Source organism: Bradyrhizobium sp. McL0615 (assembly GCF_049993905.1).
In the GTDB taxonomy this organism is placed as follows: domain Bacteria; phylum Pseudomonadota; class Alphaproteobacteria; order Rhizobiales; family Xanthobacteraceae; genus Bradyrhizobium.
Window position 1 is genome coordinate 2,187,292 of the sequence record NZ_CP188254.1, and the last position, 26,819, is coordinate 2,214,110.

General features: G+C 62.8%; 27 protein-coding genes. 13 read left to right on the top strand and 14 right to left on the bottom strand.

The window, feature by feature from the left end:
• Together ACPPVP_RS10510 and ACPPVP_RS10515 are read right to left on the bottom strand one after the other, a co-directional pair.
• On the bottom strand, positions 1–630 hold the full coding sequence (locus ACPPVP_RS10510) for a hypothetical protein (RefSeq protein ID WP_426533822.1): 630 nt from the start codon (positions 628–630) through the stop codon (positions 1–3).
• A 249-nt stretch (positions 631–879) separates the two neighbouring features.
• Positions 880–2,367, bottom strand: coding sequence for an aldehyde dehydrogenase family protein (locus ACPPVP_RS10515; RefSeq protein ID WP_426533824.1), 1,488 nt, complete (start codon positions 2,365–2,367; stop codon positions 880–882).
• A 116-nt stretch (positions 2,368–2,483) separates the two neighbouring features.
• On the opposite strand from ACPPVP_RS10515, the gene ACPPVP_RS10520 reads away from it, so the two are divergent.
• The gene (locus ACPPVP_RS10520; protein ID WP_426533826.1) at positions 2,484–3,593 is read left to right on the top strand and encodes a substrate-binding domain-containing protein; all 1,110 of its coding nucleotides are present in this window, start codon (positions 2,484–2,486) and stop codon (positions 3,591–3,593) included.
• A 22-nt stretch (positions 3,594–3,615) separates the two neighbouring features.
• Here the strand turns inward: ACPPVP_RS10520 and mobA are convergent, their stop codons facing one another.
• Complete coding sequence (gene mobA, locus ACPPVP_RS10525) at positions 3,616–4,233, bottom strand: molybdenum cofactor guanylyltransferase MobA (protein WP_426533828.1); 618 nt, start codon at positions 4,231–4,233, stop codon at positions 3,616–3,618.
• Positions 4,226–5,113, bottom strand: coding sequence for a formate dehydrogenase accessory sulfurtransferase FdhD (fdhD, locus tag ACPPVP_RS10530; protein ID WP_426533830.1), 888 nt, complete (start codon positions 5,111–5,113; stop codon positions 4,226–4,228). Before fdhD ends, mobA begins: the two co-directional genes overlap by 8 nt.
• A 177-nt stretch (positions 5,114–5,290) precedes the next feature.
• On the opposite strand from fdhD, the gene mobB reads away from it, so the two are divergent.
• From mobB to fdhF, 8 genes are all read left to right on the top strand, one after another.
• Positions 5,291–5,818: a molybdopterin-guanine dinucleotide biosynthesis protein B gene (gene mobB / locus ACPPVP_RS10535; RefSeq protein ID WP_426533832.1), complete on the top strand. Its 528-nt coding sequence runs from the start codon at positions 5,291–5,293 to the stop codon at positions 5,816–5,818.
• Between the two features lie 8 nt (positions 5,819–5,826).
• Positions 5,827–7,083 carry a gephyrin-like molybdotransferase Glp gene (gene glp / locus ACPPVP_RS10540; protein ID WP_426533834.1) on the top strand — a complete coding sequence of 419 codons (1,257 nt, stop codon included), beginning with the start codon at positions 5,827–5,829 and terminating at the stop codon, positions 7,081–7,083.
• A 41-nt stretch (positions 7,084–7,124) separates the two neighbouring features.
• Positions 7,125–7,358, top strand: a complete 234-nt coding sequence (locus ACPPVP_RS10545) for a sulfurtransferase TusA family protein (protein WP_426533836.1) — start codon at positions 7,125–7,127, stop codon at positions 7,356–7,358.
• 112 nt (positions 7,359–7,470) lie between these two features.
• On the top strand, positions 7,471–8,904 hold the full coding sequence (locus ACPPVP_RS10550; RefSeq protein ID WP_426533838.1) for a sigma-54-dependent transcriptional regulator: 1,434 nt from the start codon (positions 7,471–7,473) through the stop codon (positions 8,902–8,904).
• A gap of 13 nt (positions 8,905–8,917) precedes the next feature.
• Positions 8,918–10,921: a sensor histidine kinase gene (locus ACPPVP_RS10555; protein WP_426533840.1), complete on the top strand. Its 2,004-nt coding sequence runs from the start codon at positions 8,918–8,920 to the stop codon at positions 10,919–10,921.
• A 411-nt stretch (positions 10,922–11,332) separates the two neighbouring features.
• Complete coding sequence (locus tag ACPPVP_RS10560) at positions 11,333–12,988, top strand: L-lactate MFS transporter (protein ID WP_426533842.1); 1,656 nt, start codon at positions 11,333–11,335, stop codon at positions 12,986–12,988.
• 307 nt (positions 12,989–13,295) lie between these two features.
• Positions 13,296–15,008: an NADH-ubiquinone oxidoreductase-F iron-sulfur binding region domain-containing protein gene (locus ACPPVP_RS10565; protein WP_426533844.1), complete on the top strand. Its 1,713-nt coding sequence runs from the start codon at positions 13,296–13,298 to the stop codon at positions 15,006–15,008.
• Entirely contained in the window at positions 15,005–17,770 is a 2,766-nt protein-coding gene (gene fdhF / locus ACPPVP_RS10570) for a formate dehydrogenase subunit alpha (RefSeq protein WP_426533846.1), read from the top strand. Before ACPPVP_RS10565 ends, fdhF begins: the two co-directional genes overlap by 4 nt.
• Positions 17,771–17,887: 117 nt before the next feature.
• On the opposite strand, the gene ACPPVP_RS10575 is transcribed toward fdhF, so the two are convergent.
• The 5 genes from ACPPVP_RS10575 to ACPPVP_RS10595 all read right to left on the bottom strand — a co-directional run bounded on the left by ACPPVP_RS10575 (position 17,888) and on the right by ACPPVP_RS10595 (position 21,175).
• Positions 17,888–19,036: a LysM peptidoglycan-binding domain-containing protein gene (locus ACPPVP_RS10575; protein ID WP_426533848.1), complete on the bottom strand. Its 1,149-nt coding sequence runs from the start codon at positions 19,034–19,036 to the stop codon at positions 17,888–17,890.
• Between the two features lie 93 nt (positions 19,037–19,129).
• On the bottom strand, positions 19,130–19,333 hold the full coding sequence (locus tag ACPPVP_RS10580; RefSeq protein ID WP_426538453.1) for a hypothetical protein: 204 nt from the start codon (positions 19,331–19,333) through the stop codon (positions 19,130–19,132).
• Complete coding sequence (locus ACPPVP_RS10585; protein WP_426533850.1) at positions 19,288–20,304, bottom strand: CorA family divalent cation transporter; 1,017 nt, start codon at positions 20,302–20,304, stop codon at positions 19,288–19,290. The genes ACPPVP_RS10580 and ACPPVP_RS10585 overlap by 46 nt, the downstream gene beginning before the upstream one ends.
• Positions 20,305–20,447: 143 nt before the next feature.
• Positions 20,448–20,654: a hypothetical protein gene (locus ACPPVP_RS10590; protein WP_426533852.1), complete on the bottom strand. Its 207-nt coding sequence runs from the start codon at positions 20,652–20,654 to the stop codon at positions 20,448–20,450.
• A gap of 2 nt (positions 20,655–20,656) precedes the next feature.
• Positions 20,657–21,175 (bottom strand): hypothetical protein, encoded by a 519-nt coding sequence (locus tag ACPPVP_RS10595; protein ID WP_426533854.1) that lies wholly within the window; start codon positions 21,173–21,175, stop codon positions 20,657–20,659.
• Between the two features lie 234 nt (positions 21,176–21,409).
• Between ACPPVP_RS10595 and ACPPVP_RS10600 the strand changes: the two genes are divergently transcribed.
• Together ACPPVP_RS10600 and ACPPVP_RS10605 are read left to right on the top strand one after the other, a co-directional pair.
• Entirely contained in the window at positions 21,410–21,676 is a 267-nt protein-coding gene (locus ACPPVP_RS10600) for a hypothetical protein (RefSeq protein ID WP_426533856.1), read from the top strand.
• Positions 21,673–21,855, top strand: a complete 183-nt coding sequence (locus tag ACPPVP_RS10605) for a hypothetical protein (RefSeq protein ID WP_426533858.1) — start codon at positions 21,673–21,675, stop codon at positions 21,853–21,855. Before ACPPVP_RS10600 ends, ACPPVP_RS10605 begins: the two co-directional genes overlap by 4 nt.
• 47 nt (positions 21,856–21,902) lie before the next feature.
• Here ACPPVP_RS10605 and ACPPVP_RS10610 read toward each other — a convergent pair whose 3' ends face one another.
• The 5 genes from ACPPVP_RS10610 to ACPPVP_RS10630 form a co-directional block, all read right to left on the bottom strand.
• Complete coding sequence (locus ACPPVP_RS10610; RefSeq protein WP_426533860.1) at positions 21,903–22,280, bottom strand: hypothetical protein; 378 nt, start codon at positions 22,278–22,280, stop codon at positions 21,903–21,905.
• Positions 22,281–22,297: 17 nt separating this feature from the next.
• Positions 22,298–23,275, bottom strand: a complete 978-nt coding sequence (dapA, locus tag ACPPVP_RS10615; RefSeq protein WP_426533862.1) for a 4-hydroxy-tetrahydrodipicolinate synthase — start codon at positions 23,273–23,275, stop codon at positions 22,298–22,300.
• A 68-nt stretch (positions 23,276–23,343) separates the two neighbouring features.
• Positions 23,344–23,607 carry a hypothetical protein gene (locus ACPPVP_RS10620; RefSeq protein WP_426533864.1) on the bottom strand — a complete coding sequence of 88 codons (264 nt, stop codon included), beginning with the start codon at positions 23,605–23,607 and terminating at the stop codon, positions 23,344–23,346.
• A gap of 110 nt (positions 23,608–23,717) precedes the next feature.
• Positions 23,718–23,993 carry a hypothetical protein gene (locus ACPPVP_RS10625; RefSeq protein ID WP_426533866.1) on the bottom strand — a complete coding sequence of 92 codons (276 nt, stop codon included), beginning with the start codon at positions 23,991–23,993 and terminating at the stop codon, positions 23,718–23,720.
• 45 nt (positions 23,994–24,038) lie between these two features.
• Entirely contained in the window at positions 24,039–24,506 is a 468-nt protein-coding gene (locus ACPPVP_RS10630) for a hypothetical protein (protein ID WP_426533868.1), read from the bottom strand.
• A 383-nt stretch (positions 24,507–24,889) separates the two neighbouring features.
• Between ACPPVP_RS10630 and ACPPVP_RS10635 the strand changes: the two genes are divergently transcribed.
• Both ACPPVP_RS10635 and kdpA read left to right on the top strand, forming a co-directional pair.
• Entirely contained in the window at positions 24,890–24,979 is a 90-nt protein-coding gene (locus tag ACPPVP_RS10635) for a K(+)-transporting ATPase subunit F (protein ID WP_016846764.1), read from the top strand.
• A 116-nt stretch (positions 24,980–25,095) separates the two neighbouring features.
• A complete protein-coding gene (gene kdpA / locus ACPPVP_RS10640) occupies positions 25,096–26,799 on the top strand; it encodes a potassium-transporting ATPase subunit KdpA (protein WP_426533871.1) in 1,704 nt (567 codons plus the stop codon).
• The last annotated feature ends 20 nt before the right edge of the window (positions 26,800–26,819 follow it).

Below are 26,819 nucleotides of genomic sequence, written 5' to 3' on the forward strand. Positions count from 1 at the left end.
TTAGGCCTGGACGCGCAACAGCTCGCTGATGATCCGTGGCTTCATCCAGCCGACGTTGTCCACGATCTCCCTGCGCAGGGTGTCGTGCTCGGCCTCGTATTGCTCCCGGGTCATGCCCTGGCCACCCGTCGCTGTAATGCCGTATGCTTCCAGCGCGATGTCATGGCGATGCTTCCAGTCGATCACGCGCCTGGTCATGACTTCCGTAACCGCCGGCACCGTACCGGGATGACCCGCCAGGTCACAGCTCTCCTTGGTGCCTACATCCCCTGCCAGCATGAGTACGTTCCACTCGTCGAACCCGATGAGGTTCATCTGGGCGTACAGGAACGCACCATGTTCGCCGTCCCAGATCGTGTGGTCGATGACCAGAAAAGGCACGGCATGGCAGTAGCCATGGCGCATCGTCATGTCGCGGTTGAAAGCCTCGGTGCGCTCATGCAGCCGCTGCTTGGCCGCGGCGAAAAGCGCGATGTAGTCCTCTGCCGTCGGCAGGATGTTGCGCGCATCGTCCGGAGCAAAGCCGGCTTCCCGCAGCAGTGTTCCAATTTTGGGATCGTCCCAGAGCTCGCTGGGGAAGACGCGGGTTACGCCATCGGCGTCCGGTGTCGGACGCATGGTCTCTTTCAACTCGGTAAAGCTTTCCGGCTTCCTGCGTCCGAATATTGCCACGGGTGGCCTCGCGATAAATCCGCCGCGGTAATTCTATGAGCAAGTCCATTAAAGTAGATTAATCCGAAGCTGAAATCACGACGGAATTCTTCAATCTCCAGGTAGTGCTTGCTACCCTTCACGGTGAAGAGCACGGCAAGGCCGTGCGTCGCCGGACGATGCTGCGCATCGCCCAGCGAAGCACGAAGGTCAAAGCGCGCCGCTTGCTCACACGTTGAGGTTCATCCACACCGCCTTCGGCTCGGTAAAATTCTCGATCGCCGCCGAGCCGTGTTCGCGGCCGAAGCCGGAATCGCGCACGCCGCCCCACGGCAACCGCACGTCGGTATAGCCATAGGTGTTGATCCAGACCGTGCCGGCATTGGCCTTCTTTGCAAAGCGCTGCACGCGTCCGATATCCCGGCTCCAGACGCCGGCTGCCAGGCTATAGGCGGTACCATTGGCGATCCGCAGCGCATCGGCCTCGTCGCGGAACTTGATGACGCTCACGACCGGGCCGAAGATTTCCTCCTGCGAGATCCGCATCTCGTGCCTGACATTGGCGAACACCGCCGGGCTGATGAAATAGCCGCGGTCGCCGACGCGCTTGCCGCCTGTCGTCAAAAGCGCGCCTTCTTGCTGGCCGATATCGACATAGTCGAGGATGCTCTTCATCTGCTTTTCGGAGATGACCGGGCCGAGCGCGGTGGCGCGGTCGGCGGGGTCGCCGATGCGGATTGCCTGCGCGCGCTGCGTCAGCCGCTCGACCACCTCATCATAGACTCGCTCATGCACAAGCACGCGCGAACCGGCCGAACAGACCTGCCCGGCGTTGAAGAAGATTCCAGACGCCGCCGCCTTGCTTGCAGCCTCGATGTCGGCGTCGTCAAAGATGACGTTGGCGGACTTGCCGCCGAGTTCGAGCGAGACACGTTTGAAATTGCCGGCCGCACCGCGCAGGATTCCGCGGCCGACGCCGGGCGATCCCGTGAATGTCACCTTGTCCACATCGGGATGATTGACCAGGGCGTCGCCGACCACCCGGCCGGGGCCGGTGACGATATTGAGCACGCCCGGCGGCAATCCTGCCTCGAGCGCCAGCTCGCCGATGCGCAATGCCGAAAGCGACGTCAGCTCGGCAGGCTTCATCACGACGGTGCAGCCGCAGGCGAGCGCCGGCGCGAGCTTCCACATCCCGATCATCAGCGGAAAATTCCAGGGCACGATGGCGGCCACCACGCCGACCGGCTCGCGAACGGTATAGGTGAGCGCGTCATCCCGCGTGGAAACGACTTCGCCGCTGATCTTGTCGGCCCAGCCGGCGTAGTAGGTCAGCGTATCGATGGCAGCCGGCAGGTCCTGCCGCAGCACACCTGAGATCGGCTTGCCGGCATCGAGGCTTTCGAGTGCCGCTATTTCGTCGGCATGCTGCTTCATCAGGCCGGCGAGCCGGAGCAGGATTTGCCCGCGCTCTGAGGCGCGCATGGTGCGCCAGGGACCTTCGAACGCACGCCGCGCCGCCGCGACCGCGCGATCGACGTCGGCTTCATTGCCTTCCGCGACGGTGGCGATGACCTGCTCGGTGGCGGGATTGAGGGTCTTGAAGGTGCGGCCGGACGCGGATGGAACGTGCTGACCGTCGATCAGCAGCAGGCGAGATTGGACGGCCGAAACCGGGGGCGTCGCCTCACGGGCGTAATCATATGCAATAGACATCATATTTCCTCCATTCTTGATCCTAACGTGGGAGGGAAATATGCTGACGTAAATATGATATGTTTTGCCTATGGCGGTCGCCATATATGAAGTTGAATTCATAGGAGGGTAGGCTAATGCTGCAGATCGAGATCGAGACTGTCTGGCGATTTCGGCAGGAGGGCAGCCCGCAAACCATCGTCGTGATGCTCGGCGTTCTCAACGAGATCAGAAAAACCGGAAAACTCACCAGCGCCGCGACCCACGCCCAGCTTTCCTACCGTCACGTCTGGAACCTGGTCGAGCAATGGTCGGCGTTCTTCGGGGCGCCGCTGGTCGAAACCCGCCGTGGCAAGGGGACGGCACTGACGGCGTTCGGCGAAAAGCTGGTCTGGGCCGGACAACGCATGCAGGCCCGTCTTGGTCCTCAGTTGGAAAATCTCGCGCAGGAGCTCGTCACCGAGATCAAGCCGTTCCTGCACCAGCGCCCGTCCGTGATTCGCGTTCATGCCAGCCATGGCTACGCCGTTTCAAAGCTGCGCGAGTTGCTCGACCATGAATCCGGCATCGGCGTCGATCTGCGCTATGTCAGCAACCAGAATTCGCTGGTGTCGCTGGCGCAGGGCGCCTGCGATCTTTCCGGCGTGCATCTGCCGCGCGGCGAGCTGCGCGCGCAAAGCGTTCAGGCCTGCCGGGAATGGCTCGATCCGCGCGAGAACCGTGTGATTCATTTCGTGACGCGAGAGATGGGGCTGATGCTCAAGCGCGGCAATCCGCTCAAGATCACGTCGCTAAAGGACATCGTCGACCGCAAGGCCCGCTTCGTCAACCGCGACCATGATTCCGGCACGCGCCTGCTGTTCGACCAGTTGCTGGCTCTGCACCGGATCGACGAGGCCAGGATCAACGGTGCGCAGCAGATGGAATTCACCCACGCCGCGGTGGCCGCTTACGTGGCGAGCGGCATGGCCGACGTCAGCTTCGGCGTGGAGGCCGCCGCCCGGCAGTTCGGGCTCGATTTCGTCCGGCTTCTGACCGAGGATTATTTCTTCGTTTGCCGCCGCTCGTTTCTGGAGACCGAGCCGATGCAGCGCGTGCTCGGCGTGATGAAAGGCAGCGAATTTCACAAGGCGGTTGCCGCACTTCCCGGGTATGTCACGGCCAACTCCGGATCGGTCAGTACCGTGCAGGAATTTCTCAGCAGCGTGGATGGGAAGACGGCGGCGCGCGGCAAGCGAAAGAAATGAATTGGGCCGCGGCGCATGCGCTTCAGCCGCCGTCCAGTGCCGCCAACCGTTCCGCCTCCGCAATGTCATCCATCGTGTTGGCGTTGAAGAATGGATCGAGCGGTGTGACGGGCCATGTCACCGTGGCAAGCCGGTAGCGTGCGGTCCAGCGGTCGATCTTCCTGACGTCTTCGACCACAAGCGCGTGGCGCAGCTGTTCGCGCAAGCCGACGCTCCATAATCCGATCACCGGATGGGACTGGCCGTCGGAAGCGGCGACGGCCAGCTCGGCATTCTCCGCTTCGAGCGCGCCGTATAGCCGTGACACCAGATCGCGCGGCAGAAACGGGCAGTCGGCGGCGGCGCTGAGGACGAGCTTTACATCCGGGCGGTTGGCCGCAGCCCAATCCAGTGCCGCCAGGATGCCAGCGAGCGGTCCCGGAAAATCCGCAACGCCATCCGCAATGACCGGAAGACCGAACGCTGCAAAGCGCGCGGGATCGCCATTGGCATTGAGAATGAGGCCGTCGCATTGTGGCGCAAGGCGCGCGATCACGCGGTCGAGGATGGTACGGCCGGCAATCGTGCGCATCGGCTTGTCGCCGCCGCCCATCCGTCGCGCCAGGCCACCGGCGAGCAGCACGCCGGGAATACTATTCATCGCCTTCACCCTTGCGCTTGTGCCGCGCGGATTCTTCCTCGACATAATCGAGGTTCTGGTCGAACACGATCCGTTCCTGTCCGGACAGTGCGATGAAGCGTTTTCCCCGCGTGCGGCCGACCAGCGTCAGCCCGACCTGCCGCGCCAGTTCGACGCCCCATGCGGTGAAACCCGAGCGAGAGATGAGAATGGGGATTCCCATCCGCACCGTCTTGATCACCATCTCGGAGGTGAGGCGGCCGGTGGTGTAGAGGATCTTGTCGGCGGGATCGACGCCGTGGCGATAGATCCACCCCGCGATCTTGTCGACGGCGTTGTGGCGGCCGACGTCCTCGGTGTAGCAGACAGGCGTGCCTTCCTTGCACAGCACGCAGCCATGGATCGCGCCGGCTTCCAGATAGAGCGAGGGCATGGTGTTGATCGCATGCGTCATCTGGTAGAGCCAGGACGTGCGCAGCTCTGCTTTTGGCAGCGCCACGCTTTCGACGGCTTCGAGGAGGTCGCCGAATGCCGTACCCTGCGCGCAGCCGGAGGTCTGCGTGCGTTTCTTCAGTTTTGCTTCAAAATTGGTGTGGTGCTCGGTCCGCACCACCACCACCTGAAGATCGTCGTCATATTCGACCTCGGTGACGACATCGTCGTATTTCAGCATGTTCTGGTTCAGGAGATAGCCGAGCGCCAGATATTCCGGATAGTCGCCGATCGTCATCATGGTGACGATCTCCTGGGCGTTCAGATACAGCGTCAGCGGCCGCTCCACCGGTACCCGGATTTCGACCGCCGCACCGGCCTGGTCGGTCCCGGCGACGCGCTCGGTCAGCCGCGGATCCTCGGGATTCGGCACGATCAGGGGGGCGGGGGCTTTCTCGATTTTCATCATATCCGGGAGGTTAGCATGACAATGGCATCCAGCCGATATAAAGCATTTGAGGGTATGGACAATGCGGCCTCACGCCGTCATTGCGAGCGAAGCGAAGCAATCCATCGTGCGGCGGAGAAAGTATGGATTGCGTCGCTTCCCTCGCAATGACGGAACGTGCCGGCGCCGGAGAACGTAATGAAAGTAATAGGCCTCGCGGGATGGAGCGGCGCCGGCAAGACCACCTTGCTGACGCGGGCGATCCCGCAATTGCAGAAACAGGGCCTGCGCGTTTCCGTCATCAAGCACGCCCATCATGCTTTCGATGTCGACGTGCCCGGCAAGGATTCCTGGAAGCACCGCGAGGCCGGTGCGGCCGAAGTGCTGGTATCGTCCAGCCAGCGCTGGGCGCTGATGCGCGAACTGCGCGGCGCTGCCGAGCCGCGATTGCCGGAACTGCTGGCCAAGATGTCGCGGGTCGATCTCGTCGTGGTCGAGGGTTTCAAGCGTGAGCCGCACCGCAAGATCGAGGTCTATCGCGCCGCGAATGAAAAGCCGCTGCTGTTCCCCGACGATCCCGGTATCGTTGGAATCGCGACCGATACGACGGTTGAAACCACGCTGCCGACCGCCCATCTCGACGATATCGAGGCGGTCGCGGCGATGATGATCAAATCGGCGATCTCGCTCGAGGACGTATTGGCGAAATGCGAAGCTGAGGGCTGATCAGGCAGATGGCGCAATTGTCCGACGATTGCTTTGCCTTCGGCGGGCCGATGATGTCGGTCGATGAGGCCGTCGGTCTCATTGCGACACGCGTGACGGCGGTCGTCGATGTCGAGACGGTGGCGCTCGTGCGCGCCGATGGCCGCATTCTTGCGCACGACATTCTGGCGCCGCTGCCGCTGCCGCCCTTCACCAATTCCGCCGTCGATGGCTATGCAGTTTCGAGCCGCGACCTGCCGCAGAAAGAAGAGCAGGCATTCCCCGTCACCGGGCGCGTCCAGGCGGGCGGCTCCCCGAATGCGCCGGTCAAGTCAGGACAGGCGATGCGCATCTTCACCGGCGCGCCGATGCCTGATGGTGCCGATACCGTATTCATGCAGGAAGACGTCCGCGTCGACGGCGACAAGGTCGTTCTCCCTGCAGGCCTCAAGCCCGGCGCCAATGTGCGTCCCGCGGGCGAAGACATCGCTTCCGGCGTTGCCGCGCTGAAGGCCGGCCAGCGGCTGCGGCCGCAGGATGTTGCGCTTGCCGCGGCGTTCGGCCTGACGCAGTTCGATGTCGTCCGGCGTATTCGCGTCGCGGTGTTCTCCACCGGCAACGAACTGGCCTCGCCGGGTGAGACGCGCGCCGCGGCGCAATTGTTCGATTCCAACCGCTTCATGCTGATGGCGATGCTGGCGCGGCTCGGCTGCGAGGTCAGCGATCTGGGCATCCTCAGGGACGACCGCGACGCACTCGCGCGCGCGCTGCAGGAGGTGGCCGGCACGCACGATCTGATCCTCACCACTGGCGGCGTTTCGACCGGCGAGGAGGATCACGTCAAGGCAAGCGTCGAAAGCGTCGGCAGGCTGGTGCTGTGGCGGATGGCGATCAAGCCGGGACGCCCCGTCGCGATGGGAATCATTGGCGGCACCCCGTTCATCGGGTTGCCCGGCAATCCCGTGGCGAGTTTTGTCACCTTCGTCCACGTGGTGCGGCCGACCATTCTGGCGCTATCAGGCGCGCGGCCGGAGCCGCTGTTGCCAATGCCGGTGCGTGCCGCCTTCAGCTACAAGAAGAAAATTGCGCGCCGCGAATATGTCCGCGTCACCCTGCGCAAGGCCGCCGATGGCGCGCTCGAAGCGGTGAAATTTCCGCGCGAAGGTGCGGGCTTGCTGTCCTCGCTGGCGGACACCGACGGCCTGGTCGAGCTTGGCGAAGAAGTCACCCAGGTCGCGCCCGGCCAGACGGTTGGGTTCCTGTCCTATGCGAGCCTGATCAACTGATGTCCGTTGACGATGCGGGCGCGCTTCGCCATGGTCGGCCCATGACGACGATAAAACTCGATCTTGCCGGGCTGAAATGCCCGCTTCCGGCGTTGAAGACGCGCAAGGCGCTGAAGACGTTGCCGCCCGGCGATCGGTTGGAAGTGCTCTGCACGGACCCGCTGTCGGTGATCGACATCCCGAACCTTATTCGCGAGACCGGCGACACGGTCGAAATCACCGAGCGCAGCCAGGGCCGTATCGTATTTTTGATAGAAAAATCAATGGCCCAATAGAAAAGCCAAATGCCTGAGCTCTTCGAGCGGGCACAACCCGGGCGCGTCAATTAGACAACTTCACTAGGACGCGCGATTGCCGGGTGCGCCGATCGGTCCTACAAATTCCGGCATGAACTTCCCGACATCGAAGGCGAGCGCAGCAGCATCTCCTGCCACGGTCAATGAGCCGGCGGCAAAGCTCGGCAAATCGGCCGGCGGTGCCGAGTTCAGTGCGCTGGCGCAAGCCTCGATTCTGATCGTGGATGACGAACCCGGAATGCGCAATTTTCTGGTGCGCACGCTGGGACCACGCTGCAAGCATGTGGCCGAGGCGGCCGATACGGATGAAGCCTCGCGCATGCTCGACAAGAGCCGGTTCGACGTCGTCATCCTCGACAATATCATGCCGGGCAAGAATGGGGTCGAATGGCTGGCAGAGCAGCGAGCCGTCGGCTTCTTCGCCGACGCCATTCTCATCACGGCGTATGCCGATCTCGACACCGCAATTCAGGCGCTGCGCGCCGGTGCGGTCGACTTCGTGCTTAAACCGTTCCGCTCGAACCAGATCCTGAACGCGGTGGCGCGTTGTCTCGACCGGGTCCGGCTGCAGCGCGAGAATTATGTGCTGCGCTATGCGCTGCGCGCTTCCTCCGATCGCACGTTCCTGCGCGACAATCTGATCGGGACGTCACCGGCGACCCGCGGCGTGCGGCAAACCATCGCCCGCGTCGCCCGCCTGCCGACCTCGATCCTGCTGACCGGCGAATCCGGCACCGGCAAGGAAGTCGCGGCGCGCTCGATTCATTCGCTGTCCGACCGCGCCGACAAGCCGTTCGTGCCGGTCAATTGCGCGGCCATTCCGCCCGAGATGATCGAGGCCGAACTGTTCGGCCACCTCAAGGGAGCCTTCACCGGCGCGGATAGCGGCCGCGACGGCCTGTTTCTTTATGCGCATGGCGGCACGCTGTTCCTGGATGAAATCGGCGAGCTGCCGCTGCCGATGCAGAGCAAGCTCTTGCGAGTCCTGGAAGACCGTCGGGTCCGTCCCGTCGGCTCCGAGCGCGAAGTGCCGGTCGATCTCCGTCTCATTTTTGCGACCAATGGCGATCTGCAAAAAGAAGTCGAGAAGGGCCGCTTTCGCGCCGACCTGTATTACCGCCTCAACGTCATGCAGATTCATCTGCCGCTGCTGAAGGACCGCGGCGACGACGTCCAGGAACTCGCCACCATATTCATGACCAAGCTCTCGGCGCAGCTCGGCATGCCGCCGGTTGTCATCGACAGCGCGGTCCGCGCCGCGCTGGCGAGTTACGACTGGCCGGGGAATGTGCGGGAACTGCGCAATTTGATCGAGCGCACGCTGATCCTTGGCGCGTTCCCGGATGATTTCGCAGGACCGCGCGGCGATGGCCAGCCGGCCGCCGCCGACAGCCTGGAAGATATGGAACGCCGGCACATTCTTTCGGTCCTGAAGGAGAGCGGCGGCAACCGTGAGGAAGCCGCGCGCAGGCTCGGCATCTCGCGCAAGACGATCGACCGCAAATGCGCGCTATGGAATGTCTGAGCGGGCAGGCAGGATGAACGAGCCGGCGCGCGGGCGCTCCGTTCGTTTCCGCCTGCTGGCGATCGCGCTGCTTCCCATGCTGGTCATCCTGCCGCTGCTGCTCGGGGTCGCGATCTCGCGCTGGAATTCGAGGTTTGACGCCACCCTGATTTCAAAGGTGCATGGCGATCTCACCATCGCCCATCAATATCTGGCCCGCATTCTGGAAAAGACCGGCGTGCAGATCCGCGCGCTCGGCCTCTCCGCCCGCTTCCGCGATGTGGAAGAACACGATCCGCTGTCCGCCGTGGGCGATCTGCTCGAAACCTCCCGCAAGGAGATCGGTCTCGACTTTCTCTATTTGATGGACGCGGACGGAAAGATTCTCGCCTCGTCACCCGCGTTTCCGGGGCAGCCAAGGGGCGACTGGCCGATCATCGCTTCGGCTTTATCGGGGAAAGCGCCGTCAGCCGCCATCGACATCTTCAGCAATGATGAGCTTGCGGCAATTTCGCCCGATCTCGCCAAACGCGCCCGTCTCGACCTGGTGCCGACGCCGAACGCGGTGCCGACCGATCGTAGCACGGAAACGCACGGCATGGTCGTGCACGCGGCGAGCCGGGCGACGACGCCCGCCGGCGCGCCGGCGGCGTTGGTCGGGGGCATCCTGCTCAATCAGAACCTGGAATTCATCGATACGATCAACGACCTCGTCTATCAGTCTGCCAGCCTGCCCGAGGGTAGCCAGGGAACGGCGACACTGTTTCTGGACGACGTGCGGATTTCCACCAATGTCCGCCTGTTCGAGGGCCGGCGCGCACTCGGCACGCGCGTATCGACAGCCGTGCGCTCCGCTGTGATGGAGGAGGGGCGCACCTGGCTCGACAGCGCGTTCGTCGTCAACGATTGGTACATCTCCGCCTACGAGCCGCTGGTTGACAGCTATGGCAAGCGCGTCGGCATGCTCTATGTCGGCTTTCTGCAGAAGCCGTTCAGTGACGCGAAGTTTGAGACGCTTCTGATCATCGCGCTCGCATTCATCGTGATCACGGCGGCGACCGTGCCGATCTTCCTGCGCTGGGCGCAGTCGATATTCATGCCGCTCGAACGCGTCACCACGACGATCGGCGAAGTGGAGAGCGGCAACCTGTCCGCCCGCACCAAATTGCCGGCGTCGGGTGACGAGATCGGCCGCGTGGCGTTTCACCTCGATACCCTGCTCGACCAGATCCAGGAGCGAGACCGGCAGTTGCGCGAGTGGAACGAGGAGTTGAACACGCGGGTGCGCGAGCGAACGAGGGATCTCGAACACGCCAATCTGAAGCTGGAGGCGACCACCAAGCAGCTCATCATGTCCGAGAAGCTCGCCGCGATCGGCGAAATCACCGCCGGCGTGGCGCATGAGATCAACAATCCGATCGCGGTGATGCAGGGCAATCTCGACGTTATCCGCAGCGTGATTGGTGACGAGGCCGACAAGGCCAAGGTCGAGTTCCGCCTGCTGGATCAGCAGATTCATCGCATCAGCCAGATCGTCACCAAGCTCTTGCAGTTTGCCAGGCCGGAAGAATATGCCGGCTATGTCGAGCGTCATGCGCCCGGAAGCGTCGTGGCGGATTGTCTCCCGCTGGTGCAGCATCTCCTGAACAAGACGGAAATCAGCGTGGCGAGAGAGGATCGGGCAAGCCGCCTGGTGCTGATGAACCGCACGGAACTGCAGCAGGTGGTGATCAACCTGATCGTCAACGCGATCCATGCCATGCCGGATGGTGGCAGCCTGACACTGCATTCATACGACGCTGATCGCGACGGGGTCCCCGGCATTGTCGTTGAAGTGACCGATACCGGAATCGGCATGGGTGCGGATGTTGTGGAAAAGGTGTTCGATCCCTTCTTTACAACGAAACGCCGGGATGGAACCGGCCTTGGTCTTTCCATAAGTCAGACATTGATCAAGCGGCAGGGTGGCCAGATCACGGCAAAAAGCGAAATCGGTCGCGGGAGCACATTCCGTGTCTGGCTTCCAGAGGCCGACTGATCGCGATCGTTCGGACATTTTGTCCGGTGACAGCAGGACATTTTGTCCTCGGTTGCACGTGCGGTCACTCACAAGTCATTGATTTCCCGCATCGTGCGATTTGGCACATGGATTGCTCACTTCTTTTTCAACAACTTGAAAGGGAGGCGCGACGACCAGCGGTGCACAGCCGAGGCGAGCTGTCGGCTGCGCATGTCATGCCGGCAAAATCTCACCTCAATTGGCTGGCAAGGCCGCACGCATAATCAAAACATCAGGGTGGTTGGGTTCCCGAATGCGCGTGGCGATCCCCGCGCGTTCAGGACGGCATGGGACAGCAGGATGGGGCTGTTCCACTGCATGGCTGAAGATGACGGGATCGAAGACGGCAAACACGCCCAGTTCAACAGTGGGCTGCAGGGGAAAATAACGATGACATCTATCAGCAGCGCCGGGAGCATTCCCGGTGCAGGAACGGGATTACTTGACAAGGAGCGGACGATTGCGACCGCAGGCTTCAATCGCTGGCTGGTGCCGCCAGCGGCGCTTTGCATTCACCTATGCATAGGCATGGCCTATGGCTTCAGTGTGTTCTGGCTGCCGCTGTCGCGCGCGCTCGGGCTGAACGCGCCGAAGGCCTGCCCCGACATGACGCTGGTGCAGGAACTCTTTACCACGACCTGCGACTGGAAGGTCGCCAGCATGGGCTGGATGTACACGCTGTTCTTCGTGCTGCTCGGCATTGCCGCCGCAGTGTGGGGCGGCTGGCTCGAGCGGGTCGGGCCCCGCAAGGCGGGCTTCGTCTCGGCGCTGTGCTGGTGCGGCGGTCTCTTCCTCGGCGCGCTCGGTGTCTACACCCATCAGCTCTGGTTGCTGTGGCTGGGCTCGGGCGTGATCGGCGGCATCGGTCTTGGTCTCGGTTATATCTCGCCGGTGTCGACGCTGGTGAAATGGTTCCCGGACCGGCGCGGCATGGCGACCGGCATGGCCATCATGGGCTTTGGCGGCGGCGCCATGATCGGCGCACCGCTGGCCAATTTGCTGATGAACTATTTCAAGACCCCGGCCTCGGTCGGCGTCTGGGAAACCTTCGTCGCAATGGGCGTCATCTACTTCGTGTTCATGATGATCGGCGCCTTCCGCTATCGCATTCCGCCGGCCGGCTGGCGGCCCGAGGGCTGGACGCCTCCGGAAAAAGCCAACGCGATGATCTCGCAGAACAACGTTCACTTGAACGACGCGCACAAGACGCCGCAGTTCTGGCTGATCTGGTGGGTGCTCTGCCTCAACGTGTCGGCAGGCATCGGCGTGATCGGCATGGCTTCGCCAATGCTGCAGGAAATCTTCGCCGGCAAGCTGATCGGATTGCCCGACGTCGGTTTCAACCAGCTTGACGCGACGCAGAAGGCGACGATCGCCGGTATCGCGGCCGGTTTCGCCGGCCTGCTTTCGCTGTTCAACATCGGCGGCCGCTTCTTCTGGGCGTCGCTGTCGGACAAGATCGGCCGCAAGAACACCTATTATACGTTCTTCATCCTCGGCATCGCGCTCTACGCGCTGGCGCCGACCTTCGCCGCGATGGGCTCGAAGCTTTTGTTCGTGCTCGGCTTCGGCATCATCCTGTCGATGTATGGCGGCGGCTTCGCCACCGTGCCGGCCTATCTCGCCGACATGTTCGGCACCCAGTTCGTGGGCGCCATCCATGGCAGGCTGCTGACAGCGTGGTCGACGGCGGGCATCATCGGTCCCGTGGTCGTGAACTACATCCGCGAGTTCCAGCTTGCCGCCGGCGTGCCGCGCGACCAGCTCTACAACACCACGATGTACATCCTTTGCGCCATGCTGATCGCGGGCCTGATCTGCAACTACCTGATCAAGCCGGTCGACAAGAAATGGCACATGAGCGAGGCCGAGGTTGCCAAGCTGCAGGCGGCGACGGCCACCGCGGGGGCATCGGGTCCGTCCGGTTCCTATGGCATCGGGTTCGGCGGGCTTGACGCCAGGGCCGCGCTGTTCTGGGCCTTCGTCGGTATTCCCCTGGCCTGGGGCGTGTGGAAGACGCTGGAAAGCGCCGTGAAGATACTCTGATCGCAAGGACGCCGCGGGATCGCCACCAGCGCATCCCGCGGCGTCTTTCGACCCGAATTTCGCGCGGCCGATCGATGCGTTTTCGCAATCGCAGCATAGGATCGCTTTATTGATCTTGCGGTCATTTCGCGGTCTCATCCTGCCGTCAGACAAGGCGGCGTACGGGGCAGGATCCGCCGCGGGTATTCGAGTGCCGAAACCGCGCCAGCGACTTAAACGCCTATCAAGGCGTAACAATTCGCTTGGCATCTGGCATACCAGACATTAGAGTCGATCTAATTCAGGTCCTGAGGACGAGACGCCATCAATGACTGTCCATGACGTACAAACGGTCCGCGCGTTCGAACATCCGGGCGCCGGCCGGAAGCGGGCCAAGGCAACCCCCAAGGGCCGCCAGGTCGACCCCACCGCCGCCCACGAGATCGAGCTTCTGCTCGGCGACCGGCCGCGGCGCCGCGATCTGCTGATCGAGCATCTGCACCTGATCCAGGACAAGTACCGCCAGATCTCGGCGGCCCATCTGGCGGCGCTGGCCGACGAGATGAAGCTGTCGTTTGCGGAAGTGTTCGAGACCGCGACCTTCTATGCGCATTTCGACGTGGTGAAGGAGGGCGAGCCCGATATCGCGCCGCTGACCATTCGCGTCTGCGATTCGCTGACCTGCGCCATGATGGGCGCTGAGAAGCTGTTGAGCGAACTGGAAGACAAGTCAGGCCCCGACATTCGCGTGGTACGCGCGCCCTGCGTCGGATTCTGCGATAGCGCCCCGGTCGCTGAAGTCGGGCACCGCTACGTACTAAACGCGACGTCGGCCGAAGTTCTCGATACCGCGGCGCGGGGCGAGACCCATCCGATCATCCCATCCTATGTCGACTACGAGACCTATGTCAGCCAGGGCGGCTACAAGCTGCTCGGCGATCTGCGCGCGGGGCGGATCAACAAGGAAGACATTCTCAAGGTTCTGGACGACTCCAGCCTGCGCGGGTTGGGCGGCGCCGGCTTTCCCACCGGTCGCAAATGGCGGGCAGTGCTGGGCGAGCCGGGTCCCCGGCTGATGGCGGTCAATGGCGACGAGGGCGAGCCCGGTACGTTCAAGGATCGCTTCTATCTGCTCCGCGACGTTCACCGTTTCCTCGAAGGGACGTTGATTGCAGCGCATATCATCGACGCGGAGGACGTCTACATCTATCTGCGTGATGAATATCCTGCCGCGCTCAAGCTGCTTCCGCTCGAGATCGCCAAGCTACCCGCAGGGGGTCCGCGGATTCACATGCGTCGCGGCGCCGGCGCCTATATCTGCGGCGAGGAGTCCGCGCTGCTCGAGAGTCTTGAAGGCAAGCGCGGCTTGCCCCGGCACAAGCCGCCTTATCCGTTCCAGGTCGGCCTGTTCGGCCTGCCGACGCTCATCAACAATGTCGAGACGTTGTTCTGGGTGCGCGACATCGTCGAGAAAGGCCCCGACTGGTGGAAGAGCCACGGCCGCAACGACCGTGTCGGCCTGCGCAGCTACTCGGTCTCTGGCCGCGTCAAGAATCCCGGCGTGAAGCTGGCGCCGGCCGGTGTCACCGTGCGCGAACTGATCGACGAGTTCTGCGGCGGCATGGCAGATGGCCATACCTTCCACGCCTATCTGCCCGGCGGTGCGTCGGGCGGCATCCTGCCGGCCTCGATGGACAACATCCCGCTCGATTTCGGCACGCTGGAAAAATACGGTTGCTTCATCGGCTCAGCCGCCGTCGTCATCATGTCCGATCAGGACAGTGTGAAGGGCGCAGCGCTGAACCTGATGAAATTCTTCGAAGATGAGAGCTGCGGCCAGTGCACGCCGTGCCGGGTCGGCACCCAGAAGGCGGCGGTCCTGATGGAGCGCCCGGTCTGGGATCGCGAATTGCTCGACCAGTTGAGCCAGGCGATGCGCGATGCCTCGATCTGCGGGCTCGGACAAGCCGCCTCGAATCCGCTGACGTCAGTGATTAAATATTTTCCGGAAGAATTCGTGCCGAAAGAGGCCGCGGAATGACCAAGATCAAGTTCGAACTCGACGGCAAGCAAGTCGAGGCCAACGCGGGCGAGACCATCTGGCAGGTCGCAAAACGCCACGACAGGGAAATTCCGCATCTGTGCTATTCGCCGGAGCCGGACTACCGGCCCGACGGCAATTGCCGCGCCTGCATGGTCGAGATCGAGGGCGAGCGCGTGCTGGCCGCTTCCTGCAAGCGCACGCCGAGTGTCGGCATGAAGGTGAAGTCCGAGAGCGCGCGCGCGGTCGCTGCGCAGAAGATGGTGATGGAGCTGTTGGTTGCCGACCAGCCGGCGCGCGCGACCTCGCACGATCCCGATTCGAAGTTCTGGCACTGGGCCGAAAAGGTCGAGGTGACCGAGAGCCGTTTCCCGGCCGCCGAGCGCTGGCAGGGCGATAGCAGCCATCCCGCGATGAGCGTCAATCTCGATGCCTGCATCCAGTGCGGCCTGTGCGTGCGCGCCTGCCGCGAGGTTCAGGTCAACGACGTCATCGGCATGGCCTATCGCAGTCACGAAGCCAAGATCGTGTTCGACTTCGACGACCCGATGGGCGAGTCCACTTGCGTTGCCTGCGGCGAATGCGTGCAGGCCTGTCCGACCGGCGCGCTGATGCCCTCGGTGATGCTCGACGAGAACCAGACCCGCGTCACCTATGCCGACAAGAAAGTTGACTCGCTGTGCCCGTTCTGCGGCGTCGGCTGCCAGGTCACCTATCAGGTCAAGGACGAGAAGATCATTTACGCCGAAGGCCGCGACGGCCCCGCCAACCACAACCGGCTCTGCGTCAAGGGCCGCTTCGGCTTCGACTACATCCATCACCCGCATCGGCTGACAAAGCCGCTGGTGCGGCTGCCGAATGCGAAGAAGGACGCCAACGACCAAGTCGATCCGGCCAATCCGTTCACGCATTTCCGCGAAGCGTCGTGGGAAGAGGCGCTCGATATCGCCGCGAAGGGCCTCGTCAAAATCCGTGACGAAAAGGGCGTCAAGGCGCTGGCCGGCTTCGGCTCCGCCAAAGGCTCCAACGAAGAGGCGTATCTGTTCCAGAAGCTGGTGCGCACCGGCTTCGGCTCCAACAATGTCGATCACTGCACGCGGCTGTGCCACGCCTCGTCGGTGGCAGCGCTGATGGAGGGCTTGAATTCCGGCGCGGTGTCGGCGCCGTTTGCCGCCGCCATGGACGCCGAGGTCATCATCGTGATCGGCGCCAATCCGACCGTGAACCATCCGGTGGCGGCGACCTACATCAAGAACGCGGCCAAGCGCGGCGCCAAGCTGATCGTGATGGATCCGCGGAGGCAGTCTCTGTCGCGCCATGCCTGGAAGCATTTGCAGTTCAAACCCGGCAGCGACGTCGCGATGCTGAACGCGATGCTGCACACCATCATCACCGAAGGGCTGACTGACCAGCAGTATATCGCGGGCTACACCGAGGGCTTTGACGAGCTCGCCGAGCGCATCAAGGATTTCCCGCCGGAGAAGATGGAAGCGATCTGCGGGATTCCCGCCGAGACGCTGAAGGAAGTCGCGCGGGCCTATGCCCGTTCGCAGGCCTCCCTCATCTTCTGGGGCATGGGCATCAGCCAGCACATTCACGGTACCGACAATGCGCGCTGCCTGATCGCGCTGGCGCTGACCACCGGCCAGGTCGGCCGTCCCGGCACCGGCCTGCATCCGCTGCGCGGCCAGAACAACGTGCAGGGCGCTTCCGACGCCGGCCTGATCCCGATGTTCCTGCCGGACTACCAGCCGGTCGGGCGCACCGATCTGCGCGAGCCTTTTGAAAAGCTCTGGCATCAGGACCTCGATCCGGTGCGTGGCTTGACCGTGGTCGAGATCATGAACGCGATCCATGCCGGCGAAATCACCGGCATGTATATCGAGGGCGAAAACCCCGCGATGTCGGATCCCGACCTGCAGCATGCGCGCGGGGCGCTGGCGATGCTCGACCATCTGGTGGTGCAGGATCTGTTCGTCACCGAGACCGCGTTCCACGCCGACGTCATCCTGCCGGCCTCGGCCTTTGCCGAGAAGAGCGGCACCTTCACCAACACCGACCGCCGCGTGCAGCTCGCGCGCGAGGTGATCAAGCCGCCGGGCGATGCGCGGCAGGATCTCTGGATCATTCAGGAGATCGGCAAGCGCATGGGCCTGCCGTGGAATTACGACGGTCCGGCCGATGTGTTCACCGAGATGACGCAGGTGATGCCGTCGCTGAAGAACATCACTTGGGACCGACTGGTGCGCGAGGGCGCGGTGACCTATCCGGTCGACGCTTCCGACAAGCCCGGCAACGAGATCATCTTTACCACCGGTTTCCCGACCGCGAGTGGCCGCGGCAAGATCGTGCCGGCCAAGGTCATCGCGCCGGACGAGGTGCCCGACGCCGAATATCCGATGGTGCTGTCGACGGGGCGCGTGCTCGAACACTGGCACACCGGCTCGATGACCCGCCGCGCCAGCGTGCTCGATCAGATCGAGCCGGAGGCGGTGGCGTTCATGTCGCCAAAGGACATGCGGCGGTTAAGCGTGTGGCCCGGCGATTTCATCAGGCTGGAGACGCGCCGTGGCGCCGTCGAGGTCAAGGTGCGCTCCGACCGCGACGTGCCGGAGAACATGGTGTTCATGCCGTTCTGCTACGCGGAAGCGGCTGCGAACCTGTTGACTAACCCGGCGCTCGATCCGTTCGGGAAAATCCCCGAATTCAAGTTCTGCGCCGTGCGCGCGCAGAAGGTGGAATTGCAGTCGGCGGCGGAGTAGGTCTATCAGCCGTCATTGCGAGCGAAGCGAAGCAATCCACTCTTGCTTTCGTCGTGAGATGGATTGCTTCGCTGCGCTCGCAATGACGGCCGAGTCTTGCGTCTCAATTTCCGCGCCTCACTTCGAAGGCATGACAAAAATCTGGCCCGGATAGATCATGTTGGGGTTGCGGATCTGTTCCTTGTTGGCCTTGTAGATGACGGCGTAGCGCGTGCCGGCGCCATAGGTGAGCTGGCTGAGACGCCAGAGGCTGTCGCCGCGGGACACCGTCGTGGTCGAGATCTTCGGCACGACCACGGTCGATGATGCACCGCCCGACACGCCGGTGCCGCCGGCTGCCGCGAGTTGCGGCCCGCCCGATTCCGAACGCTTCGACGCCGCGGCGGCTTCGGCCACGGATCCGGTGACGGACTTGTCGGGAACATTGAACGGCACTTCGGCTCGGGCGCTTACCTTGCCAGAATTGGCTTCCACTTCATCGAGCCTGACGCGGTAGCTGCCGGGACGAACGCCTTCATTGATCGTGACCGCGAAGCGCCCATCGGCGCCTGACGTCACCGACGCGACTAGCGCATCGTTGAGATACAGCCTTACCGCAGCATTCGGCCGTGCCTGGCCGCTGACATGGAATTTGCCGCCTGCATCGACCTCGACCGCCTCGACGACCACAGCCGATGCGCCTCCAGGCTTTGCCGAACCCGGCTGCGACAGCACGACGGTCGGCTTGTCCGGCGTCATCAGTGCGACGACGGGCCGGTCCGTTGCCTGCGGCTCAAGTACCACGGCCACGCTCTGCTTTGACGTGATCTGCTTGCCGTCCGGTTGCCTCGCGCGCAGCGTCAGGTCGTAGGTGCCTGACGGAAGCTTCGGCACCACCATGACAAATTGACCGGACTGATCGGCGACGGCGCGATCATGTGGCTCGCCATTGCGCAGCAGTTCCACCGTCGCACCCGGCGCCGCCCGGCCGGCGATGACGGCCTCGCCCGATGGTTCGACGCGGGCGACGTCGAATGTCGGTACGCCGTCGTTGCTTTGCGGTGGAAGCGGTGACGCTCCGCCGAGCGAGGACACCAGAGCGTCCGTTTCCGATTGAACCGTGGCAAGCGCCGCTTGCTTTTGATTCGGCGCGGCCGATTTTGCATCCGTCGTCGTGGCTTCGGCCGGCGGTCCGCGATGAAAATACTGGATGGCGAAGACAATGCCGCCGGTCGCAAGGATAGCGACCAAAGCTATGGCAATTCGGCTAATCGATTTGGCAGTCATGATATCCGCTCGCCAGCCTGATCGCGGGCTCGTCGGCATTCTATACCTTCCCGCGTGAGGAAAATACCCGCTTTGTCCTTGGAAAACCGGCTGTTAGCCGAAATTCTCGCTGCAAATCGGCTCGAAGAACGGGGTGACGGATGGCGGAACAGGAACACTGGCTTGGTTTTGCGGTGCACTGATTCGTTTGGCTTGGGCGAAGGCATCGAGGATGGCGAGCGTCAGGAAAATGCGGCCTTCGGTTCGTCCGTTCATAGCCAGCCGACGCGCCGGAATCGCCAGAACAAGCCCGTGCATACCACCAGGATCGTGCCGATTACGCTGAAATAGCCGTATTCCCAATCCAGTTCCGGCATGTGCTTGAAGTTCATGCCGTAGATGCCCGCGATTGCCGTCGGGACCGCGATGATGGCGAGCCATGAGGCCAGCTTCTTGGACACCGCGGTCTCCTGTGCCTGGCCGACCAGAAGGCTTGCCTCAAAGGCAAACGCCAGTACTTCGCGAAGCGAATCGATCCGCTCCTGCACCGTCCGGACGTGATCCGTGACATCGCGGAACAATGGCTGCATCGTGGATCGCACCATCGGCAGGTTGTCATGTTCGAGCCGGCGGCAGACCTCCACCAGCGGCCCAACCGCATTGCGCAGCCGCAACAGGTCGCGCCGGAGCAAATAGAGGCGCTCGATCTGCGCCTGCGTCATGGCGCTGGCGAGCACCTGCGCTTCCATCGCTTCGACTTCCTCCTGAATGGTTTCGAGCACCGGGGAGTAGTTGTCCACGATGAAGTCGAGGATGGCGTAGAGAATGTAGTCCTCGCCGCGGGCCAGCGCCCGCGGGCAGCTTTCGCATCGTTCGCGCACCGACTTGTAGGACGTCGAAGCGCCGTGCCGGACCGATACGATATAACCTTCGCCGACGAACAGATGCGTCTCGCCGAAGGCGATGCCGTCGCCATCGAGCTGCGCGGTACGCGCCACGATGAACAGCGCATCGCCATACTGCTCGATCTTCGGCCGCTGATGGGCGTGGTCGGCGTCCTCGATGGCGAGATCATGCAGCTCGAACTGCCGCTGCACGCTGCTCAGCAGCGCCATGTCAGGCTCATGCAAACCGATCCACACCACGTGTCCCGGCTTGCTGCGCCAGCTCGAGGCTTCCTCGATGGCGATGTTGGCGACGCGCCGGCCATCGACATACACACCGGCCGCGACGACGCCTTCGGAGCTGGCGGGCGTGGTGGTTCCAACGGCTGGGGGTGCTACGTTCATGGTTTCCGTCCCTCAATGATCGCGGCCGAATCTTGCCTTGAGGCAACGTTTTCGGGCGAGGCTAGCACCGGCAGTTCTGCCGTCAATGCAATCGGGGCTTTCGGCGGTGTCGTCGCCGTGAGCGCCGGCGCTTAGCCCATGCGTCAATGGGTAAAATGCGAGAGATAAGCCGCCGTCTTCACAGCGATGATACCGCCGACGGCGCTTAATGCCAGCAACGAGGTCAGCGCGATCAGGCAGACACGCTTGATCATTGCGAGCTGGGCGTTCGCCGCGGACATCTGCGCTTGTTTTACGGATGGATAGGGAGACCGCTCGAAAGCGCGGCCAGTGTGCGTTAATAGGGTCATGTTCAAGCCTTCCTGCAGCGCGCGATCGCTGCCGCGATTTGCCCGACGCCGGCGATGGCCCGCTGCTGCAAATGCCGCGCAAGGCGCATCAACGACGGGAGATAGGGGATAAGTGGATTGCCGCTGTTCTTCAGATCGAGTTCGACCCTGTCGGTCGGGAAGATCGTTGCGCATCCGGCCGGTCCGCTCTGCGTTTTTGCAAACGAAATTGCGGAAGCCTTGAGCAGGAAAAGGCCGCCGATCCGCCCCTTCGCGTCGCGAGCAACCCAGAAGCCGTGGCCATTGCGGCCGATGAAGAATGCCGGAATGGCAGCGCTGATGATGCCGGCGTCAAGCGGCCGAAACGGCGTGGCGTTACCTGCGAGTTCGTCGTTTGGCGGAGCGCGGGCGGGTTCGGCCTCGGCCTCTGCCTGCTGCATCTGATAGCTGACAAACACATCGAACTTCTCACCCACGGCCGTCAGCACGGTCTCGAGCCGTTCCGCCGCACGCTGTGCGGCATTGAAGGTGATCGTGGCCATCGCGGCCTCCTCATGAATCCAGTGTCCATGATGTGAGGACAACGCCATAGGAATTCGAGACGCCCCGATGGGGCATCGCATATTGGAGATATAGGAATTCGAACGAAACGGCGTTCCGGCCGGTACTTATGCCGTCCCTATGAGAGGAGGGAGGTCGTCGCCTCGATTTCCTATGCGGTCGTCCGCATCTTGGGCATCGGCGCTCGCCATGCGGGCGGACCGTGGAGATGCATGATGGCTCACTCACTTGCCGGCGACGAGAAATTCCGCGAGGAGCCTTCGGGCGATTACCGGTTTGCCCGGACGCAGATAAAACGCGGCAACCGGGTGCGTAGCGCTTTACGGCGCGTCAATGGCTGTCTCAAAACCATGATCGAGGCCATCGCCGACTCGAAGGTGCGCCGGATGCGACGCGATCTCGCGCTTCGCGGCATTCAATTCGATCCGCACGCCAATAACTGGGTGGTGCGCGACTCGGGGCCGAGGGAGCATGCGCGATGAACAGGTCCGCCCTTGTCTCGTTGTTGCGCGGCGTTGTCAGGTCTGTGGTGACGTTTCTCGGTCCGTCCTGGGATGGTCCGGCCAAGCGATACCATCCAGAGGAACACTATATGCGCGGTCCCGGACCGAAATGGCGGGAGAAGCACTTTCTCGACCGTGCATCGGCCGGCGGTGCGTGACCAAGCAGCCATGCGAGCCCGAGCCGGCTCGGCAGCAACTGTTCCCGTCAACGGGCTCCGCGGGAAGCAAGGCCCTTCCACAAATCATTCCCACGCCTGACGCCCCGGCCGGCAGGCAACACGGCTGGCTCGCTGGCGTCGATCGCTGCCGCGAGAGCGCGTTTGAGACGGTCATCATCGATCCGCGCCAGGTGTTGCTGCAAGACCGCTGACGCGCCTGAGTCAGGCTGCAGGATCGTGGCGCAGAGCCCTGCGCTTGTCCGGCGAAAGAAGTCGAAATCCGCCCGCTCATCCCGTTCTGGTTCGAGGCGGTCGATCTCAAGCGCAATTCTGAACACGGCCAATCGGTCGGCATTGTCTCGCGTCACGGCGTAGCGCAGGATCGCCAAATGCCAGGCATGCAGCGTGCCGGCGTACCATTCCATTGCATGGCCACTGCGACTCATCCGCGCTGTGCCTGGAAGTGAGCCAGCGAATCTTCATGAAGACGACCATGCTGGATTTCGACCGGGCATGCGATATCTTCATCGCCGATTGCAGCGATCGCGCTCGCGACCTCCGCTTTTGCGGCGTCGGCCAGTTCGACGATGGGTAGGCGGACGGCCGGGGACATGAAGCCGAGCAGGCAGAGCGCGTATTTCAGCGCGGCCGGGCTCTCCTTCGCAAGCGCTGCAATCAACGGCGCCAGCCGGCTCTGCAGGTATCTCGCGGTCTGCGGACGTCCCGACCTGCAGTTCGAAAAGATGCTCTGGCACAGTTCCGGTGCGATGTTTGAGACGGCGGAAATGCAGCCGTCGCCGCCATTGGCGGTAAAAGGAAGCGCCGTTGCGTCGTCTCCGGACAATAGTCGAAAGCCTGCTGGCAGCTGCGACCGCAGGCGCAGCAGCCGCGTGATGTCGCCAGTTGCATCCTTCAAACCGATGAAGTGCCTGGAATCGGCAAGCCGCAATAGCGTGTCATCGGACAACTCGCGCATGGTCCGTGAGGGAACATCGTGCAGAATGATCGGCAGCGCGCTGGAAATCGCAATCGCCCTGAAATGCGCGTGGATTCCGGCCTGCGTCGGCTTGTTGTAGTACGGCACCACCGACAGCACCGCGTCGGCGCCGGCCGCTTCGGCACGCTGCGTCAGTTCGATCGCGTGACGGGTCGAATTCGAACCCGCCCCGGCGATGACACGGACGCGCCCATGCGCTGTCTCGATGGCCGCGCGGATGATGCGCTCCTGTTCCGCTGATGTCAGCGTGGAGGCTTCGCCGCTCGTCTCGCTGACGAGAATGGCGCTGACGCCGGCATTGATCTGGTGCTCGCACAGCCTCGCGAACGCCGCCAGATCGACCGAGCCATTGTCATCGAACGGCGTAGGAATGTCAGGAATGTAGCCCGCCAGCCAGGTGGCGGGCGTTGAAATTGAGGTCATGGGGATCCGCGATCTGGAACGGAACGAGGCCGAACTCTTGCTGTTCCTGAGGAAGTCTGTCGCCTCTGTCAGGCGACGCGCCGGGCGGGCGCCTCTTCCAGGGAGGTTGCCGCGCGCCCCATGTCGAGTTCGATTTCGCGCGCCAGTTCGACGATTGTTTCGGGATGATGGCCGTTTTCGAACAGGGCGTATTTGACGGCTTGCGCACGGTTGACGAACAGGCCGCCATAGAGACCGTTCTGTTCCTGGGCGACCCATTGGCCGCGCCGGTTCTGGCCGACAAAAACGATGGCAGACGGAGAATTACACGATGGAGGTTCGACGAGCTTCACGTTGGTATTCCTTTGCAGGGTGGTAGTGCGCGCGTAATATGTTTTCGCCGGATATGAAATCGAGCGTGACCAGGCGACGATCTCATAGGAGCCGCATAAGATCCGGTCCGCTAAAGCGTTTGGTTGAGGCCGCTGACCAGCATGCACATGGCGGCGTAGGTCACGGCTTCATCCCAATGATTGAGGATGGTGTCGAGCGGAGGCTCCCGCCGTATGACGGCGACAACGGCGCTGAGGATGGTGGACATCCACAACAGGGCGGTCAGGCTCCGGCCGAAGCCGATGCTGCCGAACATCGCGAAAACGGCCAGGACGAGCAGCCGGACGCCGAAGCGGATCAGTACGGCGGCCGATCCCAGTTTCCCTGGAAGATCTTGCTGTTGCATCAAATCGCTTAATTCCGGGAGCCGGAGCGGCGACAGTTCGCGGTCTTATGCGAAATTGTCGCTGTAGACAGGCTCGTATTGCGGGTTTACGTCCTGCGGCACCACGGGAACGCTGGTCCGGCTCGGCGGTACGCTGACGCGCCGTGCCTCGACGAACGCGCTAAGGATCGCAAGCGCCAGGTCGGCGTGATGGGTCTCGATCGATTGATCCAGCCAGTCCGGTAGCTCACGCTGGCGCGACAGTGCGCAATACCATTCACCGTCGTCGTAAGCGAGGCGGCGGACCTGCCATTGCGGCAGCTCCAGATCGATCAGCGCCAGCGCGGCGTCGGTCCAGGCCTGGGACTGGATCAGGTGCTCGACGCGGGCGGCCCTGGCGTTCTGTTTGGCGGAAGGCAGGCGCCGCGAGGTCGTGCGGATGATATCGGTGAAGAATTCGGCGGTGACATGACCGGCGTTGCGGAGTTGGTCACCGAGGTCAGCGGAGAGCTGCTGTTCTGAAAGAAGTGACATGGGATTCTCTCAACTCGTAGCGCGGCTGTCACTGCAGCCGCACGTCCAAGGTGGCCAGAACCCCATTTGAAAGCGAGATGGGGCTAGGGGTGGAGATATAGGGATTTCATAGGGGCGTTCCTTCCCTCTCCCCTTTTGAGGGAGCAGGAAGCGGGCGCGTCTTTATGAGATTCCTATAACGTCACCATATCTCCCGCCTCGAAAACCTATGCGCCCGGTGGCACCTCTTGCCCGGTAAACGCGATCTCCGTCTTTCGGCTCGCGGTTCACATCGCAGAGGAACATCCCATGCTGGACATTTTGATGCTGGCGCTCGGCCTCGGCTTCTTCGTGGCAGGCATCGGTTACGCCTATGCCTGTGAGCGGCTTTAAAGGAGCACGCCATGATCTTCGATTATTCGCTCGCCGGCCTCGTTTCGCTCGGCCTGCTGTTTTACCTCACTTACGCGCTGCTGCGTCCCGAGCGGTTCTGAGCCCGCCATGACCACGCTCGCCGAAGTCATCCTGGCGTTTGTCGTCACCTCGGCGCTCATGATCGCGCTCATTCATCTGCTGCTGCCCGCACGAAAGCTCTGAAGGGTTCCCGACTATGACCGTCATTGGCTGGATTCAAATTCTCCTGTATTGCGCGATCGTGGTCGCGCTGGTCAAACCGCTCGGCTGGTACATGACGCGCGTCTTCAACGGTGAGCGCACGTTTATGTCTCCGGTCCTGCGCCCGGTCGAAACGGCGCTGTACCGGATCGGGGGCGTCGACGAGAAGCGCGAGCAGCACTGGCTGACCTATACGATCGCCATGCTGCTGTTCCATGTCGGCGGCTTTCTCATCATCTATGGCCTGATGCGGCTGCAGGCCTTGTTGCCGTTCAATCCGGCTGAGCAATCCGCCGTCGCCCCGGATCTGTCCTTCAACACGGCGATCTCGTTCATCACCAATACCAACTGGCAGAACTACGGCGGCGAGAGCACGTTGTCGTATCTGGTGCAGATGCTCGGCCTGACGCACCAGAACTTCCTGTCGGCCGCGACGGGCATTGCGCTGGCGGTCGCCCTGATCCGCGGCTTCTCGCGTTCTTCGATGCGCACGATCGGCAATTTCTGGGTCGATGTGACGCGCTGCACCCTGTATGTGCTGCTGCCGATCTGCATCGTCTACACGCTGTTCCTTATCTCACAGGGCATGCCGCAGACGCTCGGCGCCTATGTCGACGCCACAACGCTGGAAGGCGCCAAGCAGACCATCGCGGTCGGCCCGGTCGCCTCGCAGGTCGCGATCAAGATGCTCGGCACCAATGGCGGCGGCTTCTTCAACGCCAATGCCGCACATCCCTTCGAAAATCCCACCGCCCTGTCGAACTTCGTGCAGATGATCTCGATCTTCGCGCTTGGCGCGGCAATGACCAATGTGTTCGGCCGCATGGTCGGCAACCAGCGTCAGGGCTGGGCGATCCTCGCCGTGATGGGCGTGCTGTTCCTGTCGGGCGTCGCCGTCACTTATTGGGCCGAAGCCAACGGCACCTCGATCCTGAGCGGCCTCGGGCTGACCGGCGGCAACATGGAAGGCAAGGAAGTCCGCTTCGGCATCGTCGCGTCCTCGCTCTTTGCGGTCGTCACCACGGCGGCTTCCTGCGGCGCCGTCAATGCCATGCATGACTCATTCACCGCGCTCGGCGGCATGATTCCGCTGATCAACATGCAGCTCGGCGAAATCATTGTCGGCGGCGTCGGCGCCGGGCTTTACGGCATGCTGCTGTTCGTCGTGCTGGCAATCTTCGTCGCCGGCCTGATGGTCGGCCGCACACCGGAATATGTCGGCAAGAAGATCGAGGCGCGCGAGGTCAAGATGGCGATGCTTGCCATCCTGATACTGCCGCTGATGTATCTCGGCTGGACCGCGGTCGCCGTCGTGCTGCCGTCGGCTGTGGCCTCGATGGCCAACTCAGGACCACACGGATTTACCGAGGTGCTCTACGCCTTTACCTCGGCGACCGGCAATAACGGCTCGGCCTTCGGCGGCCTGACCGGCAACACCTTCTTCTACAATCTGACGCTCGCCAGTTCGATGTTCGTCGGCCGCTTCTTCATGATCGTGCCGGCGATGGCGCTGGCGGGTTCGCTCGCCGCCAAGAAGTCGATCCCGCCGTCGGCCGGCACGCTGCCGACCACGGGTGGCCTGTTCGTCGGCCTCGTCGTCGGCGTGATCCTCATCATTGGCGGGCTCACCTTCTTCCCGGCGCTGGCGCTCGGCCCGATCGTCGAGCACCTGGCGATGAATGCCAACACCCTGTTCTGATCGAAGCCATCAGGAGTTAC

Bases quoted from the DNA above. Each gene is read 5' to 3' on its own strand.
- fdhF (WP_426533846.1), top strand. From the start codon at position 15,005: ATGACCAAGATCAAGTTCGAACTCGACGGCAAGCAAGTCGAGGCCAAC.
- ACPPVP_RS10590 (WP_426533852.1), bottom strand. From the start codon at position 20,654: ATGACCCTATTAACGCACACTGGCCGCGCTTTCGAGCGGTCTCCCTAT.
- ACPPVP_RS10585 (WP_426533850.1), bottom strand. From the start codon at position 20,304: ATGAACGTAGCACCCCCAGCCGTTGGAACCACCACGCCCGCCAGCTCC.
- mobB (WP_426533832.1), top strand. From the start codon at position 5,291: ATGAAAGTAATAGGCCTCGCGGGATGGAGCGGCGCCGGCAAGACCACC.
- glp (WP_426533834.1), top strand. From the start codon at position 5,827: ATGGCGCAATTGTCCGACGATTGCTTTGCCTTCGGCGGGCCGATGATG.
- dapA (WP_426533862.1), bottom strand. From the start codon at position 23,275: ATGACCTCAATTTCAACGCCCGCCACCTGGCTGGCGGGCTACATTCCT.
- ACPPVP_RS10580 (WP_426538453.1), bottom strand. From the start codon at position 19,333: ATGCACGGGCTTGTTCTGGCGATTCCGGCGCGTCGGCTGGCTATGAAC.
- fdhD (WP_426533830.1), bottom strand. From the start codon at position 5,113: ATGATGAAAATCGAGAAAGCCCCCGCCCCCCTGATCGTGCCGAATCCC.
- ACPPVP_RS10605 (WP_426533858.1), top strand. From the start codon at position 21,673: ATGAACAGGTCCGCCCTTGTCTCGTTGTTGCGCGGCGTTGTCAGGTCT.
- ACPPVP_RS10565 (WP_426533844.1), top strand. From the start codon at position 13,296: ATGACTGTCCATGACGTACAAACGGTCCGCGCGTTCGAACATCCGGGC.
- ACPPVP_RS10635 (WP_016846764.1), top strand. From the start codon at position 24,890: ATGATCTTCGATTATTCGCTCGCCGGCCTCGTTTCGCTCGGCCTGCTG.
- ACPPVP_RS10610 (WP_426533860.1), bottom strand. From the start codon at position 22,280: ATGGAATGGTACGCCGGCACGCTGCATGCCTGGCATTTGGCGATCCTG.
- ACPPVP_RS10545 (WP_426533836.1), top strand. From the start codon at position 7,125: ATGACGACGATAAAACTCGATCTTGCCGGGCTGAAATGCCCGCTTCCG.
- ACPPVP_RS10515 (WP_426533824.1), bottom strand. From the start codon at position 2,367: ATGTCTATTGCATATGATTACGCCCGTGAGGCGACGCCCCCGGTTTCG.
- ACPPVP_RS10520 (WP_426533826.1), top strand. From the start codon at position 2,484: ATGCTGCAGATCGAGATCGAGACTGTCTGGCGATTTCGGCAGGAGGGC.
- ACPPVP_RS10555 (WP_426533840.1), top strand. From the start codon at position 8,918: ATGAACGAGCCGGCGCGCGGGCGCTCCGTTCGTTTCCGCCTGCTGGCG.
- ACPPVP_RS10575 (WP_426533848.1), bottom strand. From the start codon at position 19,036: ATGACTGCCAAATCGATTAGCCGAATTGCCATAGCTTTGGTCGCTATC.
- ACPPVP_RS10595 (WP_426533854.1), bottom strand. From the start codon at position 21,175: ATGGCCACGATCACCTTCAATGCCGCACAGCGTGCGGCGGAACGGCTC.
- ACPPVP_RS10600 (WP_426533856.1), top strand. From the start codon at position 21,410: ATGGCTCACTCACTTGCCGGCGACGAGAAATTCCGCGAGGAGCCTTCG.
- ACPPVP_RS10550 (WP_426533838.1), top strand. From the start codon at position 7,471: ATGAACTTCCCGACATCGAAGGCGAGCGCAGCAGCATCTCCTGCCACG.
- ACPPVP_RS10630 (WP_426533868.1), bottom strand. From the start codon at position 24,506: ATGTCACTTCTTTCAGAACAGCAGCTCTCCGCTGACCTCGGTGACCAA.
- mobA (WP_426533828.1), bottom strand. From the start codon at position 4,233: ATGAATAGTATTCCCGGCGTGCTGCTCGCCGGTGGCCTGGCGCGACGG.
- ACPPVP_RS10560 (WP_426533842.1), top strand. From the start codon at position 11,333: ATGACATCTATCAGCAGCGCCGGGAGCATTCCCGGTGCAGGAACGGGA.
- ACPPVP_RS10625 (WP_426533866.1), bottom strand. From the start codon at position 23,993: ATGCAACAGCAAGATCTTCCAGGGAAACTGGGATCGGCCGCCGTACTG.
- kdpA (WP_426533871.1), top strand. From the start codon at position 25,096: ATGACCGTCATTGGCTGGATTCAAATTCTCCTGTATTGCGCGATCGTG.